Here is a 16,190-nt window from a genome sequence, read left to right on the forward strand (position 1 = left end):
CCCGGGCCTGCGGGCCAGCGTCATCGTGCTGACCTACAACTGGCCGACGGCGTTGGAGCGTGTGCTCGAAGGGCTGGCGAAGCAGGTCCTGCTTCCGTTCGAGGTGATTGTCGCCGATGACGGCTCGCGGCCGGACACGGCCGCGGTGATCGAGCGGGCGGCAGCGACCTTCCCCGTGCCGTTGCGTCACCTGTGGCAGGAAGACCTCGGCTTCCGCGCGGCCCGCGCGCGCAATCGCGGCATCGCCGCCAGCCGGGGCGAGTACGTGATCCTGCTCGACGGCGACATGCTGGTGCACCCGCAATTCATCGCCGATCACCTGATGCTGGCCGAACGCGGCTATTTCCTGCAGGGCGGCCGCCTCAAGGCCACGCCCGGCGAATCGGCGCGCTTGCTCGCTGGCGGACGTCCCGTCTTCGCACCCTGGGTGCAGGCCGATTTCGACGAGTTCGACGGCACGCGCCGGCTGTACGCGTTCCGCCAGCCACTGCTTGCGCGCTGGAAGGCGCGCTCGCGCAGTGGCGGTCGCGTGATGAGTTGCAACATGAGCTTCTGGCGCGACGACCTGCTGCGCGTGAATGGCTTCGACGAGCGCATGGAGGGCTATGGCGCCGAGGATCGCGAGCTGGCCGCGCGGCTGGAGAACGCGGGCCTGCGCCGCCGCGCGCTGAAGTGGTCGGCGCTGGCCGTGCATCTGTGGCACGACTCGCGCTCGCCGCCAGACGTGGACGACATGAGCCTGCCCAACAACCGCCTGTTCCTGGCCACCCGGACCCAGGGCATCGTGCGATGCGAACAGGGCATCGACCGCCACGTCGAGCTGCTGGGCCACGGCGACCACGCACCATGAAGCTGCTCTACACCAACTTCCACGATGGCGATGGCGGTGGCCACACCACCTACATCCGGGCGCTGGCGTCGGCGCTGGCGGCGCATCACGAAGTCCACGTGGCGGCACCGCCGGGCAGCCGCCTCAATCGCGAGGCGCGCATGCTGCCGGGCGTGTTCGTACTCGACCAGCCGTTTCCGAACGGCCTGAACCGATGGAAGGCGCGTCGCCGGGCCAGGGCGCAACTGGCCCAATACCTGCGGGCGCATGCGTTCGACCTGGTCCACGTCAACGGCTCGGCCGACCATCGGCTGGTGCTTTCGGCGATGCCGCCGCAGCACCCGGCGCTGGTGTGGACCAAGCACAATTCCAAGCCCGTGCGTGGCCTGGGTCATTGGCTGCGCGCGCGACGGACCGACCAGGTAATCGCGGTGTGCGAGTACACGCGGCAAGAGTTGGCGCATACCGCCTATCGCCGGTGTCGCCTGGACACCGTCCACAACGGCGTCGATGTCGAGCACTGGGCGCCCTGGCCGGCCGAGGATGCCCGTGCCGAACGCCGGCGCTGGAGTGGTGGCGACGAGGGCGTGCTGCTGCTCGGCAGCAACGCCGGCACCGCGAGCTACAAGGGCTGGATGGACCTGCTCGAAGCACTCGCGTCGCTGCCGCCCGCCACCAGGGAGCGCGTGCGCGTGGTCATTGCCGGCGTGCCGCCGACGGCGCCCGAGCGCGAGCAGGTCGCCGCGCTGGGCCTGTCCGGCCAGGTGGTGTTCCCCGGCGTGCTCACCGATGCGCGCGCCATGATCGCCTCGCTCGACGCCGGCTTCGTGCTCTCGTACGACGTGGAAACGATCTCGTTTGCCTGCCGCGAGATGATGGCGATGGGCAAGCCGGTACTGCTCAGTCGCTACGCCGGCTTGCCGGAGAACATCCAGGCCGGCGTCGATGGCTGGCTGGTGCCGCCGCGCGACCGCGCGGCGATCGCCGAAGCCGTCACCCGCCTGCTGGAACAGCGCGCCAGCTTGCCGGCGATGGGTGCCGCCGCGCGCGAACATGCGTCGCGCGACTTCGGCCTGCCCCTGTTTGTCGCGCGGACCGAGATGGTCTACGAACGCCTGCTCGCCTCGCGCGCGGGCTGATTCGCGACCTACTCTTCCAGCGAGGCCGCCGGCACGCGGTCGACGCTCTCGTCCGGCAGGCAGTTCGCGACCACGGCGTCGGCCTTGAACATCCACCACTCGCGCCGGTTCGCGTGGCCCAGGCTGACCGCCTTGCTGCGGTCGACGCAGTTGCCCATCACCGGGTCGAGCGCGAACAGCCAGCGGTGCGCCGGATCCTGCGCCTGCCATTTCGTCGCGGCGGCGTACTGGTCATGCCACGGCTGGGTGAAGCCGAAGTCGGTGGCGGGGTGGTTGAGCATCAGCAGGTTCTGTTCCTTCCACGCCACCATGCCCAGTTCGTCGCCGGGCTGCAGCCGCTCGCGCACGTCCTGCATCACGCTGGCGGCCGAGCTGGAATCATTGAGGATGGGATAGGCCCACAGGCTCCACACCAGCCACATCGCGGCCATGCCGCCGGCCACCGCCGCCACGGCGCGACGCACGCGCAGCGTGGCGATCAGCAGCAGCTGGGTGGCGCCGATCACCACGAACATCCACCACAACGCATGCCCGCCGTCATTGAAGCCACGCGCGGTGGCGAACTCGCTGGCGAACTTCGGATGCGCCGCCAGCGCCACGCCACCCACGGCCAGCATCGCGCCGCCCATCACGCCGATGAACAGCAAGCCCGCCACGCGCAGCCAGCGCTTGTGCAGCAGTTCGTCGAGGTAGGGGGCGCTAACCAGCGCCAGCATCGGCAGCGCCGGCATGATGTAGACGTCGCGCTTGCCCTTGGGAATCGAGAAGAACACCAGCAACAGCACGATCCAGCCCAGCGGGAGCAGGATGCGCGCGTCCTTCGCCTTGAGGCTCTGCCACCAGCGCGGCAGCGTGCCCGGGTAGGTCAGCGACAGCGGCAGCCAGGTGAACAGCACGATCGGCACGTAATACAGCGGCGAGTGGTGGTGATCCCACGACTTGCTGTAGCGGCCCGCCGTCTGGTGGAACAGGATGTCCTTGACGTAGGCGGCATAGGCCGGATCGCCCGCATGCGCCTTGGCGCCCAGCAGCATCGGCACCAGCCACAGCGCCATGGCCGCCAGCAGGGCGACGAGACCCAGTGCCCAGCGCCACCAGGCGCCCTGGCCCATCCGCGCCACGCCATGCCATTGTCCGGCCACGGCGACGAGATAGGGCAGGAACATCAGCAGCGCGAGCACGCCCACGCCCTTGGTGATGACGCCCAGGCCCGCGCAGAAACAGCCGAACCAGAACGCGCGCCAGTTCGGTCCCTTGAGCATGTGCACGAGCAGGCCCCAGTTTGCCGCGGTGATGTAGAACATCACCAGCGGGTCGATCTGCGCGCGCTTGGTCTGGTACACGAACTGGAAGGTGATCAACAGCGCCGACGCGGCGTACAGCCCCACCTGCCGGTTCCACAGGCGACGGCCCAGGTCGTAGACCAACAGCAAGCTGCCCAGCGCGGCCAGCAACGACGGCAGCAGGAAGGCGACGCGCCAGTTGCGCACCACGGTGTAGCTGGCCGCCTCCAGCCAGAACAGCATCGGCGGCTTGTCCGCATACAGCTCGCTGCCGCGATGCGGGAACAGCCAGTCGCCGCTCTCCACCATCTGCTTGGCGGCCAGCGCAAAGCGCGGCTCGTCCGACGGCCAGGGGTCGCGCAGGCCGATGCCGGCACCGACGACGATCACGGCGAACAGCAGCAACAGCCAGAACAGGCGGCGTTCCTGGGAGGTGGCTTGGGAAGAAGCGAGCATGCGTGGATTCCGGGGCGGCGGGAGGCCGTGTCGCAAACAGTCAATGCCTCGAGGGGCGGTACGTCTGGCCCGGCGGGGACCTGGTCATTCTGCGCCGACCCAGCCGGTCGCGGAACGCCAGCGCGCCGCGCTCAGGCCTTCTGGAGGACCGCATAGTACATGCCGTCCAGATCGCCATCGCCCGGCAGTACCTGCCAGCCCGTGGCGGCGGCCTGCCCGACCGGCAAGGTAAAGGCGACGGCGCTGGCGCCCGGCAGCGCGGGCAGGCAGGCGTTGACCACGGCATCGTTTTCCGCCCGCAGCAGCGAGCAGGTGATGTAGACGAGGCGTCCGCCCGGCGCGAGCAAAGGCCACAGCGCGCCGAGGATGCGTCGTTGCTGTTTCACCATGGCGGCGATGTCGCTCTCGCGACGGTGCAGCCGCACATCGGGGCGTCGTCGCAGCACACCGGTGGCCGAACAGGGTGCATCGATGAGGATGCGGTCGAACAGCTTGCCGTCCCACCAGTCCGCCGGCTGTCCGGCGTCGCCGATCACGACGCTGGCGCTCAGGCCGAGGCGTTCGAGGTTCGCGTTGATGCGCTGCGTGCGTTTTGCGTCGAACTCCAGCGCAGTGAGCGTCAGCCCGGCGCGTTCCAGCAGGTGACAGGCCTTGCCACCCGGTGCGGCGCAGGCATCGAGCACGTGCATGCCGTCGCGCACGTCGGCGAGATCCGCGGCGATCTGCGCGGCACCGTCCTGCACGGCGAAGGCGCCCTCGGCAAAGCCGGGCATGCGAGTGACGTCGCTGCTGTGCGGCAACACGATGGCGTCGGCCAGCCAGGCATGGGGTTCGGCCGTATAGCCGTCCGCACGCAGGCGCTCGATCAGTGCGTCGCGACCGCTGCGCCGGCGATTGGCGCGCAGCATCAGCGGCGGCTCGAGATTATTGGCGGCCATCACGGCATCGGCCTGGGCCGGCCAGTCACGGGCGATGGCCCCGGCCAGCCACGCCGGGTGGGCGTGCCGTGTACGTGGCTCGGCATCGAGCGCGGCCAGCAGTTCCACGCGCTCGCGCTGCCAGCGCCGCAGCACGGCGTTGACCAGGCCGGCCATGCGCGGGCGCTGCAGGGTCCGCGTGGCCTGCACGGTGGCGGCGACGGCGGCGTAATCGGGCAACTGCAGGACCTCCAGCTGCACCAGCCCAAGCACCAGCAGCGCGTGGATGGCCGGCTCCTTCTGGCGCAACGGCTTGTCGAGCAGGCGGTCGAGGGCAGGATCGAAGCGCATCCACCAGCGCGCGCCGTCGCTCAGCAGGGCCATCAGCAGGGCGCGGTCGCGCGCATCGACCAGCTTCGGTGCGTAGCGCTCCATTGCATCGCGCAGCGAGGCGCCGCGCAGGGCGATATCGGCGAGCGCCTGGGCGGCGAGGGCGCGGGTATCCTGGCTCATCGCCGCAGGTCGGGACGCGCGTTGAGGTAGTCGACCGCGCCGATGCGCCGGCCGCCCGCGCGCTGCAGCGCGGTGACGCGCAGCGTGCCGACGCCACAGGCGATCTCGATGCCGTCGCGGCCAGCGGCCAGCACCGTGCCCGGTGCCGCGTCGTGCGCACGCTCGCCGGCCTGGGCGGCCCAGATGCGCAGCGACTCGCCGGCGATCTCGCCTTCGGCCACCGGCCACGGATCGAACGCGCGCACCTGGCGTTCCAGTTCGATGGCGGGGCGGCTGAAATCCAGTCGCGCTTCGGCCTTGTCCAGCTTGTGGGCGTAGGTGACGCCTTCGTCCGGCTGCGCCTGCGGCTGCAGTGTCTCGCCCGCCATCACGCGGGCCAGGCCTTCGGCCAGCACGTCGGCGCCAAGGGCCGAAAGACGGTCATGCAAGGAGCCGCCGGTGTCCTCGCGCACGATCGGCGTGCGGCGCCCGAGCAGCACCGGGCCGGTATCGAGGCCGGCTTCCATCTGCATCAGGTCGACGCCGCTCTCGCTGTCGCCGGCCAGGATGGCGCGCTGGATCGGCGCCGCGCCGCGCCAGCGCGGCAGCAGGCTGGCATGCACGTTCCAGCAGCCCAGGCGCGCCACCGCCAGCACCTTGCGTGGCAGGATCAGGCCATAGGCCACCACCACCATCAGGTCCGGCTGGTAGGCGGCGAGCCTGGCCTGGATCTCGGCAGGCTTCAGCGACTCGGGCTGTTCCACCGCGATGCCGGCCGCCAGGGCGGCCTGCTTGACCGGGCTGGGCGTCAACTGGCGGCCGCGGCCGGCCGGGCGATCGGGTTGCGTATAGACGGCCACGACCTCGGCACCGCTGGCGCGGCAGGCCGCGAGGCAGGGAACGGAGAAGTCGGGGGTGCCCGCAAAGACGACGCGAAGCGGCTTGCCGCTCAAGCGCTGGCCGCCTGCTTGCGCTGCTTTTCCATGCGCTTGAGCAGCATGGTGCGCTTCAGTGGCGAGAGGTAATCGACGAACACCTTGCCGGCGAGGTGGTCCATCTCATGCTGGATGCACACCGCGAGCGGGCCATCGGCATCGACCACGATCTCGTTGCCGTCCACGTCCTGCGCCTTCACTTTCACCTTCAGCGCGCGCGTCACGTCGGCATAGATGCCGGGAAACGACAGGCAGCCTTCCTGGTACACCTGGGCGCCGTCCTTCTCGATGATCTGCGCATTGATCAGCGCCAGCGGCTGGTTGCGTTCATCACTCATGTCGGCGACCAGCACCTGCCGGTGCACGTTGACCTGCGTGGCAGCCAGCCCGACGCCGTTGGCGTCATACATGGTCTCGAACATGTCAGCCACCAGTTGCCTGAGCCCGGCGTCGAACTCGCGCACGGGTTCGGCCCTGGTGCGCAGGCGGGGATCGGGAAATTCGAGAATGGACAACACGGACATGGGGTTTCACCTCTGCGCGCAAACTGCGGGCAAATCGGTAAAAACCAAGCCCGGCCGCGATCTAGAATGGGCCTTATTGTACGTCGCCAAGCTCGTGTCTGGCATGCCATTTTGCCAACTGGCTCCAGTTGCACGCTTGAACTGTTCGGTTACACTCGCCCGAGCGTCGGGGGATGGGGGATTCCCGTTTATGATCAGAAAGTCCATTGGGCTGCTGGCCGGCATGCTGGTCACAGTGGCTGTCTATGCTGCGGGCGCGCAACTGCGCACCGATCATCCCGATACCTATACGGTGCACAGGGGCGACACGCTCTGGGCCATATCGGCGCGGTTCCTGTCCAAGCCCTGGCTATGGCCGGAGATCTGGCAGGCCAACCCGCAGGTGCAGAATCCGCACCTGATCTACCCGGGTGATGTGCTCAACCTGTCCTTCATCAACGGTCCCCGCGTCGGCCTGCAGCCGCGCGTGCACACCGAGGGTGAGGCCATTCCCGCCATTCCGCTGTCCGGGCTGCGCACCTTCCTCAAGGAAATGCGCGTGCTCAACTCGGAGGAAGTGAAGGGGCTGCCGTACGTCGTCGGTTTCGAAGAGGCCGACCTGCGCGGCACCGTGGGCCGCAACGTCTACGTGCGCAACCTGCAGGCCGAGCCCGGCCAGCGGTTTGCCATCGTGCGTCCGACCCAGACCTTCCGTAACTTCAACGGCAACGATTCGCGCGACAACGGCTCGGATCTGGTGGCCCATCCGCTCGACAGCGACGTCTCCATGGTGCAGACGCCGTGGAAGGAAGACTTCCGCGCCGACGGCCACTACGGCAAGGGCGACGACATCGGTACCGAAGTCAGCGTGATCGGCACCGCCGAGGTGCTGCGCACCGGCGATCCGACCACCCTGCTGCTGCTGGACTCCAAGATGGAGATCCGCAAGGGCGACCGCATCCTGCCGATCGACGAAAAGCCGTACGACCCGTACTACTACCCGCATGCGCCCAAGTCGCTGCCGGGCAATGCACGCGTCGTCGCCTTCGCCGATGCCTACGATGCCGTGGGTCCGCACCAGGTCGTCGCGCTGAACATCGGCTCGGCCGATGGCGTCGAGAACGGCCAGACCTACTCGGTCTACCAGCCGGGCGAGACCATTCCCGACGACGTCGCCAGCAACAGCTGGAACCGTGGCACCGGCAAGGATGTGACCTTGCCGCAGGAGTTCGTGGGCCACGTGATGGTGTTCCGCACCTTCGACCGCGTCAGCTATGGCCTGATCATGGACGGCCTGCGTCCGGTCCATCGCCACGACAAGCTCGAACTGCCCGAGTAAACAGGTCGCCAGCCGGCAACGGCGCAGGACCACAGGACGGCGCGGCTAACCCCGCGCCGTTTCCTTTTGGAGCCGCCCCTAGGCTTGCTGGCATGAATGCTCTGGATGCCTGGCTGATGCTCCTGCGCGCACCGGGACTTGGGCCCGCTGGCCTGCGCGACCAACTGACCCGCCACGGCGGCGCGATTGAAGACGTATTGGCGACGTTGCTTCGGTGTTCGACGACGATGCCAGACGAAACGCGCCGCTGGCTGCAGCAGCCGGACCGCGGGCGGCTGGCCGCCGATGCCGCCTGGCTGGCCGAGCCCGGCCATCGGTTGCTGTGCTGCACCGACGAAGACTTCCCGCCCTTGCTGGCATCCATTCCGCAGCCGCCGGCGGCCCTGTTCGTGGTGGGTGACGCCAGCCTGTTGCTGCATCCGCAGGTGGCCATCGTGGGCGCCCGTGCGGCCAGCCTGGGCGGTCGCGCCCATGCCCGCGCCTTTGCCCGGGAACTGGGCCTGGCGGGGTTCACCATCACCAGCGGCATGGCCGACGGCATCGACGGTGCTGCCCACGTGGCGGCGCTGGAGGCCGGCCTGCCCACGCTGGCCGTGATCGGTACCGGGCCGGACCGGGTGTACCCGCGCAAGCATCATGCGCTGACCCGGCGCATCGCGGCCCAGGGCGCCCTGGTCAGTGAGTTCCCGCCCGGGACGCCGGCACGCAGCGACCACTTCCCGCGGCGCAACCGGCTGCTCGCCGGGCTCTCGCTCGGCCTCCTGGTGGTCGAGGCCGGAGTGAGGTCGGGCTCACTGATTTCCGCCCGGCTCGCCGCCGAACAGGGGCGCGAGGTATTCGCCTTGCCCGGTTCCATTCATAATCCGCTGGCTCGAGGGTGCCACCAGCTCATCCGCGACGGCGCGCGGCTGGTGGAAACGGCCCATGAGATCGTGGAGGTGCTTGCACCGGCCGCGGTCGCGATGGGACACGAACTGGCCAGCCGGCTCGATGCCCTGCCGGCGACGCCCCGCGGCGTGGTCGCTCCGCTCGATCCTGCCGGCCAGGCCTTGCTGGACGCGCTCGGTGATGGCCCCGTGGCGCTGGACGAACTGGCGTCGAGCACGGGCCAGGCTGTCGCCACGCTGTCGTCGGCCTTGCTGATGCTCGAACTGGACGGCAGGGTCGAAGCCTTGCCCGGCAACCGTTACCAGCGATTGCCGGGCTGAGGCGAAGCCGACCTGCAGCGCGTTTTCACATGGTCGAGCTTGACGCAGTCGCGCGGCCATGCCTTTAACTAAATAAGAGGTCGGCCCCGGATGGGCCTGGCCATTGATGGCGGATACCGAGTTACATGGCAAAAAACCTGCTTATCGTCGAGTCGCCGGCCAAGGCCAAGACGATCAACAAATACCTTGGCAAGGACTTCCAGGTCCTGGCCTCCTACGGTCACGTGCGTGACCTCAAGCCGAAGGAGGGCGCCGTCGATCCCGACAATGGGTTTGCCATGGCCTACGAGGTGATCGACCGCAACGAGAAGCACGTCGACGCCATCGCCAAGGCGGCCAAGCTGGCCGACGACATCTATCTGGCGACCGACTTGGATCGCGAAGGCGAGGCGATCTCCTGGCACATCAGCGAGATCCTCAAGGAGCGCGGCCTGACCAAGGGCAAGCAGCTGCATCGCGTGGTGTTCTCCGAGATCACGCCCAAGGCGATCAAGGCCGCCGTGGCCAGCCCGCGCCAGCTGTCGCTGGACATGGTCGACGCCCAGCAGGCGCGACGCGCGCTGGACTACCTGGTGGGCTTCAACCTGTCCCCGGTGCTGTGGCGCAAGGTGCAGCGCGGCCTGTCCGCCGGCCGCGTGCAGTCGCCCGCGCTGCGCATGATCGTGGAGCGCGAGGAAGAGATCGAGGCGTTCAAGGCGCGCGAGTACTGGACGGTCGAGGCGGCGCTGCGCCACGCCGAAGGCGACTTCACCGCCCGCCTCACCAAGCTGCACGGCAAGAAGTTCGAGCAGTTCGACCTTACCAACGAACACGATGCGATGGCCGCGCGCGCGGCGCTGAAGGAGGCCGCCCACGGTCGCCTGACCGTCAGTGAGGTCGGCAGCAAGGAGCGCAAGCGTCGACCGGCGCCGCCGTTCACCACCTCCACCCTGCAGCAGGAAGCGGCGCGCAAGCTCGGTTTCTCCACCAGCCGCACCATGAAGATCGCCCAGGGCCTGTACGAAGGCGTCTCGCTGGGTAGTGAGGGCAACGTCGGCCTGATCACCTACATGCGTACCGACTCCGTGGCGCTGTCCGAGGATGCGCTGGGCGAGCTGCGCGAGCTGATCAAGCGCGATTTCGGCGCCAAGGCGTTGCCGGATCACGCGCAGGTTTACAAGTCCAAATCCAAGAATGCGCAGGAAGCGCATGAAGCCGTGCGCCCGACCTCCGCGCTGCGCACGCCGCGCGAGGTGTCCTCGTACCTCAACGAAGAACAGCGCAAGCTGTACGAGCTGATCTGGAAGCGCACCGTCGCCTGCCAGATGGTCCACGCCACGCTCAACACGGTGTCGGTCGAATTCGCGCTGTCGCACGTCAAGGGTGGCGACGCCTCATTCCGCTCCACCGGCACCACCGTGGTCGATCCGGGCTTCCTCGCCGTGTACGAGGAAGGCCGCGACCAGAAGAGTGCCGAGGACGAGGACGAAGGCCGTCGCCTGCCCAGGCTCGAGGTGGGCGAGCAGATCGCCCTGCACGACATCGTGGCCGACCAGCACTTCACCGAGCCGCCGCCGCGCTATTCCGAAGCGAGCCTTGTCAAGACGCTGGAGGAATACGGTATCGGCCGCCCGTCGACCTACGCCAGCATCATCCAGGTGCTGCTCAACCGCGAGTACGTGCTGCTCGACAGCCGTCGCTTCAAGCCGACCGACGTGGGCCGCGCGGTCAGCAAGTTCCTCACCTCGCACTTCACCCGTTACGTCGACTATGACTTCACCGCCAAGCTCGAGGACGAGCTCGACGCGGTGAGCCGCGGCGAAGAGGCCTGGGTGCCGCTGATGGAGCGCTTCTGGCTGCCGTTCAAGCAACAGGTGGACGAGAAGACCGAATCGGTCGACCGCAGCGAAGCCACCGGTGCGCGCGAGCTGGGCCGCGATCCCAAGACCGACAAGCCGGTCTCGGTCCGCCTGGGCCGCTACGGGCCGTATGCGCAGATCGGCGACAAGGACATCGACGAGAAACTGCAGTTCGCCAGCCTGCGTCCGGGCCAGAGCATGCACACCATCACGCTTCCCGAGGCGCTGGAGCTGTTCAAGCTGCCACGCACGCTCGGCAATGCCGACAACGGCGACGAGGTGAGCGTGGGCGTGGGCCGTTTCGGTCCGTTCGTGAAGCAGGGCAGCACCTATGCCTCGCTCAAGGTCGAGGACGACCCGTACACCATCGAGCTGCCCCGCGCCCTGCAGATCGTGCAGGAAAAGCTGGAGATGATCGCCAACCGCACCATCAAGGACTTCGGCAACGGCGTGCAGGTGCTCAACGGCCGCTACGGCCCGTACATCACCGACGGCGAGAAGAACGCGCGGATCCCCAAGGACCAGGAACCCAAGGACCTGACCGAGGCGCAGTGCATGGAACTGCTGGCTGCCGCGCCGGTGAAGAAGGGCCGTGGCGCGTTCAAGAAGTCCGCGGCCAAGAAGGCTGCCGCGAAGAAGGCGCCCGCCGAGAAGAAGCCGGCCGCCAAGAAGGCCCCGGCCAAGGCCGCCACCAAGAAGACCGCTAGCAAGAAAGCGGCGGCCAAGAAGACAACCGCCAAGAAGGCTACGGCCAAGACCGCGGCAAAAAAGGCCGCCAGCAAGAAGACGGCGGCCAGGGCCGACAGCTGAATGGCGTCGCGTTTCAGCCTGGGCGAGCTCGATGCCGCCGCCGCGCTGTTGCGCCGCGGCGGCGTGCTGGCGTATCCGACCGAGGCGGTCTATGGCCTCGGCTGCGATCCGCATGATCGCCAGGCGTTCGAGCGCATTTTCGCGCTCAAGCAGCGGCCACCCACGCAGGGCGTGCTGCTGATTGCGGCGGACTTTGCCCAGGTCGAACGCTACATCGATGTCTCGTCCGTGCCGGCGACCGTGCTGGCCCAGGTCAAGGCCAGCTGGCCCGGACCGTTCACATGGATCTTCCCGCGCTCGGCGGCGGTGCCCGACTGGGTCGCCGGCGCGCACGCCGGCATCGCCTTGCGCGTCACCGCCCATGCTCCCGCCGCCGCGCTATGCAACGCGTTCGGCGGCGCCCTGGTATCCACCAGCGCCAATCCGCACGGCGAGCCGCCGGCCCGCACGCCGGCCACGGTGGAAACCTACTTCGGCGAGGCGCTGGACGGCCTGCTCGATGCCCCTCTTGGCGACCAGCAGCGACCCACGGTGATCCGGGACGCCATCTCAGGCGCTATCATCCGCGCCTGACCGAGTTCGTTCGAAGCGCAAGTTATTGCGTTTGATGAACGGGCTCCACCAGCCCGGAGTCGCCGGTAGGGGCAGATTCAGTGGCTGCCCTGAGGATGGGGATCCTTACGGGCTCTCGTTTCCATCGTCCGCACGCCGAAACAGCACGAGGCGGCCCTCGTCGAGCGGATTGCAGTTGCCGGAGAACAGCTTGGCCATTGTTTTCGAAAACTACCGGCAGGACCAGGCGGCCCAGGGCCTGCCGTTGCTGGTGGCCGGTCACGCGCAGCGCACGGTGGCCTGGCGCGACGGCCAGCCGGTCAGTGCCGCGCGCTTCGTCGCGCACGTGCAGGCGGTCGCCGCGCTGCTGCCGCCCGCGAGCTCGGCCGTCAACCTGTGCGAAGACCGTTACGCCTTCCTGGTCGCCTTCTGCGCCATTGCGCTGCGTGGGCAGGCCAACCTGCTGCCCTCCTCGCGTGCACCCCAGGCGGTGGCCGAAGTCATGGCCGCCCACCCGGGCTGCTATGCGGTGGGAGAACTCGAGCTGGATGCCCCGCCGGCGCATTACCGCCACCTGCCCGCCCTGTCCGTGACGCCGGAACGCGCCGGCGACTTCGCCGAACTGCTGATCCCGGCCGACCAGGTCGTGGCGATCGGCTACACCTCGGGTTCCACCGGGGCGCCGAAGGCCAATGCCAAGACCTGGGCAAGCTTCCACGCCAGCAACGCCGGCAACCTGCGCATGCTGCATGGCGCGGTCGGCCGCGGGCTCCATGTGGTCGCCACGGTGCCGCCGCAGCACATGTACGGCATGGAGATGTCGGTGCTGCTGCCCTTGCTCGACGAGGTGGGCGTGCACACGGGGCGGCCGTTCTTTCCTGCCGACGTGGCCACGGCCCTGGCCGAGGTGCCTGCCCCGCGCGTGCTGGTGACCACGCCGGTGCACCTGCGTGCGCTGATCGAATCGGGCGTGGCCCTGCCGCCGATCGCCGCGATGGTGTCCGCCACGGCGCCGCTGCCGGTGGAGCTGGCGCGCGCGGCGGAAGCCAGCTACGGCGCGCCGCTGCTGGAAGTGTTCGGCTCCACCGAGACCTGCGTGTTCGCCAGCCGGCGATCCGCCGCCGATGAACCATGGACCCTGTTTGATGACGTCCAGCTGCACCCGCAGCCGGACGGCACCCAGGTGCGCGCGCCGCAGCTGGCCGAGCCGGTCACCCTGGCTGACCTGGTCACCCTGCACGATGGCGGCCGCCGCTTCCGCCTGTGCGGCCGCCATGCCGATCTGCTGGAGATTGCCGGCAAGCGCGCCTCGCTGGGCGACCTCACGCGCCGGCTGCTGGCCGTCCCCGGCGTGAGGGATGGTGTCGTCTTCCAGCTCGACAGCAGCGATGCGCTGGGCGTGCAGCGCGTGGCCGCACTGGCCGTAGCGCCCGGCCTGGACGAGCACGCCATCCTCGACGCCCTGCGCCTTGCGGTCGACCCTGTATTCCTGCCGCGTCCGCTGAAACTGGTGGATGGCCTGCCCCGCAACGAAACCGGCAAGCTGCCGCGCTCGCAGCTGCTGGCGCTGCTGGAAGGCCGGATCTAGCACGCCTTCTCCTCGCTCCTCAGAGCCGAGGGCAGCCATGGCCTCTCTCCGCGTGCCCCGAAGGGGAGAAGGTCAGGGTGAGCCCCCAAAAAGGAGGTAAAGGGCGGGTGCTCGCGGTAGCGTGGATCGAGCGTGATCGTGTGGTCTTTTTTTCGCTTCGTTTCCAAGCAGTGTCGCCAACGTGCCGCCTACGCGGCGGGCGTTTCGAACGGCTGCCGCCGCTCGAGTCACTTTTCTTTGCTGGCCCAAAGAAAAGTAACCCAAAGAAATGGCCTGACGAGCTCGTGGCAAAGGGTTGGATACAGGCATGACCGGTCCCGGGGTCTCGATGCCGGACACCTCCGCCTCTGCACAGCCGCTTCACCGCAACGCGCCGCGGCGTAGAGGACTTAAAGCCGGGCGCCGCGCGCTTTTGCTCCCTCTCCCCTGCGGGGCGAGGGAGCTGACGGCTCTGCTGCGCTGCGCAATTCCAGCCCAGCCTCTACAATGACGAGCTGCGCCGCCCCCGGCGCCACTCTTCGGTCGTTGGAGCAAGCATGAAAGTCCTGGTCATCGGCAGCGGCGGGCGCGAACACGCGCTGGCGTGGAAGCTCAAGCAATCGCCGCGTGTCAGCGAAGTGATCGTCGCCCCGGGCAACGCCGGCACCGCTCGCGAAAAGGGCGTGCGCAACGTCAACGTGGCGGTGACCGACCTCGACGGCCTGCTCAAGCTGGCCAGGGACGAAAAGATCGGGCTGACCGTGGTCGGCCCCGAAGTGCCGCTGGTGGCGGGCGTGGTCGACAAGTTCCGCGCCGCCGGCCTGCGCTGCTTCGGCCCGCGTGCCATCGCCGCGCAGCTGGAAGGCTCCAAGGCCTTCGCCAAGGACTTCCTGCATCGCCACAACATTCCCACCGCCCATTATGCGGTGTTCACCGAGCTCAATCCGGCGCTGGCCTATGTGCGCAAACACGGCGCGCCGATCGTCATCAAGGCCGACGGCCTCGCCGCCGGCAAGGGCGTGGTGGTGGCACTCACGCTCGCCGACGCCGAGCAGGCACTGCATGACATGCTCGGCGCGCATGCCTTCGGCGATGCTTCCGCCCGCGTGGTCATCGAGGAGTTCCTCGACGGCGAGGAAGCCAGCTACATCGTCATGAGCGACGGCCAGCATGCCCTGCCGATGGCCAGCAGCCAGGACCACAAGCGCCGCGACGAAGGCGACCTGGGCCCGAACACCGGTGGCATGGGTGCCTACTCGCCCGCGCCGGTGGTGACGCCGGAAGTGGAGAAGCGGATCCTCAAGGAAGTCATCGAGCCCACCCTGCACGGCATGGCGATGGAAGGCGCGCCCTTCATCGGCTTCCTCTATGCCGGCCTGATGATCGACAAGAGTGGCGCGCCCAAGGTGATCGAATTCAACGTGCGCTTTGGCGACCCGGAGACGCAGCCGATCATGCTGCGCCTGAAGTCCGACCTGGTCGACCTGATCGAGGCGGCGCTCGACGGCGAACTGCACCACACCCATGCGCAATGGGATCCGCGCCCCTCCCTCGGCGTGGTGATGGCGGCGGGCGGCTACCCGGGCAAGGTGCGCAGTGGCGATGTCATCCATGGCCTGGACAGTGAATTCAGCGCCGACGCGAAGGTTTTCCACGCCGGCACCCAGCTCGATGCGCAGGGCCAGGTGGTGACCGCCGGCGGCCGCGTGCTCACCGTGTGCGCACTGGGCAAGGACATTGCCGCCGCGCGCGAGAACGCCTATGCCGCCGTCGGCAAGCTCCACTACGACGGCGCGTTCTGCCGTCGCGACATCGCCCACCGCGCGTTGCACCGCGGTTGACGCACTCACCCCCGCGGGCGGCGCGCAGCCGGTGCCGGCGGGGGCGATGCGGGCTAGTCCAGCTCGGCCTGCCGCCTGAGCGCCCGCAACACATCGGCAAAGTCGCCCGTTACCAGCGGTCCGATGTCGTCGGCGGCCACGCCGTCGATGCGCGTGCGGTAAACGATGCGCGTGCGTCCCGGTGCGAGGACCTCGATGCGATGCTCCACCACCACGCGAGTGCCGTCGACCACCGTTTCGTCCGTGAAGCCCTCGTTCTCGCGCACTGCCGTCAGCGTGCTGGTGAAGGGCTCCATGCCCGGCGGCTGCATGGTGAAGCTCGTGCCCGCGGCAAACGGGCCATGCAGTTCGATGTGTTCGATGCCGGCGTTCCAAGCCTTCCAGCCCGGCACGTCGGCAAACAACTGCCAGATGCGCTCCGGCCTGGCGGTGGTTTCCATGCTCTCTTCATGCATCCACATGACAGCTCCCTGGTCCTGTG

Annotated in this window: 13 protein-coding genes; 8 read left to right on the forward strand and 5 right to left on the reverse strand. The window is 68.5% G+C overall.

What is annotated here, in order from left to right:
- Window positions 1-7: 7 nt before the first annotated feature.
- Together ACXU4B_RS15295 and ACXU4B_RS15300 are read left to right on the forward strand one after the other, a co-directional pair.
- On the forward strand, window positions 8-850 hold the full coding sequence (locus ACXU4B_RS15295) for a glycosyltransferase family 2 protein (protein WP_131411357.1): 843 nt from the start codon (window positions 8-10) through the stop codon (window positions 848-850).
- Window positions 847-1,968: a glycosyltransferase family 4 protein gene (locus ACXU4B_RS15300; protein WP_131410950.1), complete on the forward strand. Its 1,122-nt coding sequence runs from the start codon at window positions 847-849 to the stop codon at window positions 1,966-1,968. Before ACXU4B_RS15295 ends, ACXU4B_RS15300 begins: the two co-directional genes overlap by 4 nt.
- Window positions 1,969-1,976: 8 nt before the next feature.
- Here the strand turns inward: ACXU4B_RS15300 and ACXU4B_RS15305 are convergent, their stop codons facing one another.
- The 4 genes from ACXU4B_RS15305 to def all read right to left on the reverse strand — a co-directional run bounded on the left by ACXU4B_RS15305 (window position 1,977) and on the right by def (window position 6,575).
- Window positions 1,977-3,707 (reverse strand): ArnT family glycosyltransferase, encoded by a 1,731-nt coding sequence (locus ACXU4B_RS15305; protein ID WP_131410948.1) that lies wholly within the window; start codon window positions 3,705-3,707, stop codon window positions 1,977-1,979.
- Between the two features lie 131 nt (window positions 3,708-3,838).
- Window positions 3,839-5,137: a 16S rRNA (cytosine(967)-C(5))-methyltransferase RsmB gene (gene rsmB, locus ACXU4B_RS15310; protein ID WP_131410946.1), complete on the reverse strand. Its 1,299-nt coding sequence runs from the start codon at window positions 5,135-5,137 to the stop codon at window positions 3,839-3,841.
- Complete coding sequence (fmt, locus tag ACXU4B_RS15315) at window positions 5,134-6,069, reverse strand: methionyl-tRNA formyltransferase (RefSeq protein WP_131410944.1); 936 nt, start codon at window positions 6,067-6,069, stop codon at window positions 5,134-5,136. Before fmt ends, rsmB begins: the two co-directional genes overlap by 4 nt.
- Window positions 6,066-6,575, reverse strand: a complete 510-nt coding sequence (gene def, locus ACXU4B_RS15320) for a peptide deformylase (protein ID WP_131410942.1) — start codon at window positions 6,573-6,575, stop codon at window positions 6,066-6,068. Before def ends, fmt begins: the two co-directional genes overlap by 4 nt.
- Before the next feature lie 190 nt (window positions 6,576-6,765).
- Here def and ACXU4B_RS15325 point away from each other — a divergent pair, with 190 nt between their 5' ends.
- The 6 genes from ACXU4B_RS15325 to purD all read left to right on the forward strand — a co-directional run bounded on the left by ACXU4B_RS15325 (window position 6,766) and on the right by purD (window position 15,709).
- Complete coding sequence (locus tag ACXU4B_RS15325; protein WP_131410940.1) at window positions 6,766-7,893, forward strand: LysM peptidoglycan-binding domain-containing protein; 1,128 nt, start codon at window positions 6,766-6,768, stop codon at window positions 7,891-7,893.
- Between the two features lie 92 nt (window positions 7,894-7,985).
- Entirely contained in the window at window positions 7,986-9,101 is a 1,116-nt protein-coding gene (gene dprA / locus ACXU4B_RS15330; protein ID WP_131410938.1) for a DNA-processing protein DprA, read from the forward strand.
- 125 nt (window positions 9,102-9,226) lie between these two features.
- Window positions 9,227-11,749 (forward strand): DNA topoisomerase I, encoded by a 2,523-nt coding sequence (locus tag ACXU4B_RS15335; protein ID WP_131410936.1) that lies wholly within the window; start codon window positions 9,227-9,229, stop codon window positions 11,747-11,749.
- The gene (locus ACXU4B_RS15340) at window positions 11,750-12,322 is read left to right on the forward strand and encodes an L-threonylcarbamoyladenylate synthase (RefSeq protein WP_131410934.1); all 573 of its coding nucleotides are present in this window, start codon (window positions 11,750-11,752) and stop codon (window positions 12,320-12,322) included. It abuts the gene before it with no gap.
- Window positions 12,323-12,512: 190 nt separating this feature from the next.
- A complete protein-coding gene (locus ACXU4B_RS15345; RefSeq protein ID WP_131410932.1) occupies window positions 12,513-13,889 on the forward strand; it encodes an AMP-binding protein in 1,377 nt (458 codons plus the stop codon).
- Window positions 13,890-14,425: 536 nt separating this feature from the next.
- The gene (purD, locus tag ACXU4B_RS15350; protein ID WP_131410930.1) at window positions 14,426-15,709 is read left to right on the forward strand and encodes a phosphoribosylamine--glycine ligase; all 1,284 of its coding nucleotides are present in this window, start codon (window positions 14,426-14,428) and stop codon (window positions 15,707-15,709) included.
- A gap of 53 nt (window positions 15,710-15,762) precedes the next feature.
- Here the strand turns inward: purD and ACXU4B_RS15355 are convergent, their stop codons facing one another.
- Entirely contained in the window at window positions 15,763-16,170 is a 408-nt protein-coding gene (locus ACXU4B_RS15355) for an SRPBCC family protein (protein WP_131410928.1), read from the reverse strand.
- Window positions 16,171-16,190: the final 20 nt, after the last annotated feature.

This window comes from Dyella soli (genome assembly GCF_054482295.1).

What these genes read in the sequence shown, in the direction of transcription:
- ACXU4B_RS15335 (WP_131410936.1), top strand. Translation starts at nt 9,227, where the DNA reads ATGGCAAAAAACCTGCTTATCGTCGAGTCGCCGGCCAAGGCCAAGACG.
- ACXU4B_RS15340 (WP_131410934.1), top strand. Translation starts at nt 11,750, where the DNA reads ATGGCGTCGCGTTTCAGCCTGGGCGAGCTCGATGCCGCCGCCGCGCTG.
- ACXU4B_RS15325 (WP_131410940.1), top strand. Translation starts at nt 6,766, where the DNA reads ATGATCAGAAAGTCCATTGGGCTGCTGGCCGGCATGCTGGTCACAGTG.
- def (WP_131410942.1), bottom strand. Translation starts at nt 6,575, where the DNA reads ATGTCCGTGTTGTCCATTCTCGAATTTCCCGATCCCCGCCTGCGCACC.
- ACXU4B_RS15355 (WP_131410928.1), bottom strand. Translation starts at nt 16,170, where the DNA reads ATGTGGATGCATGAAGAGAGCATGGAAACCACCGCCAGGCCGGAGCGC.
- ACXU4B_RS15300 (WP_131410950.1), top strand. Translation starts at nt 847, where the DNA reads ATGAAGCTGCTCTACACCAACTTCCACGATGGCGATGGCGGTGGCCAC.
- dprA (WP_131410938.1), top strand. Translation starts at nt 7,986, where the DNA reads ATGAATGCTCTGGATGCCTGGCTGATGCTCCTGCGCGCACCGGGACTT.
- ACXU4B_RS15305 (WP_131410948.1), bottom strand. Translation starts at nt 3,707, where the DNA reads ATGCTCGCTTCTTCCCAAGCCACCTCCCAGGAACGCCGCCTGTTCTGG.
- purD (WP_131410930.1), top strand. Translation starts at nt 14,426, where the DNA reads ATGAAAGTCCTGGTCATCGGCAGCGGCGGGCGCGAACACGCGCTGGCG.
- rsmB (WP_131410946.1), bottom strand. Translation starts at nt 5,137, where the DNA reads ATGAGCCAGGATACCCGCGCCCTCGCCGCCCAGGCGCTCGCCGATATC.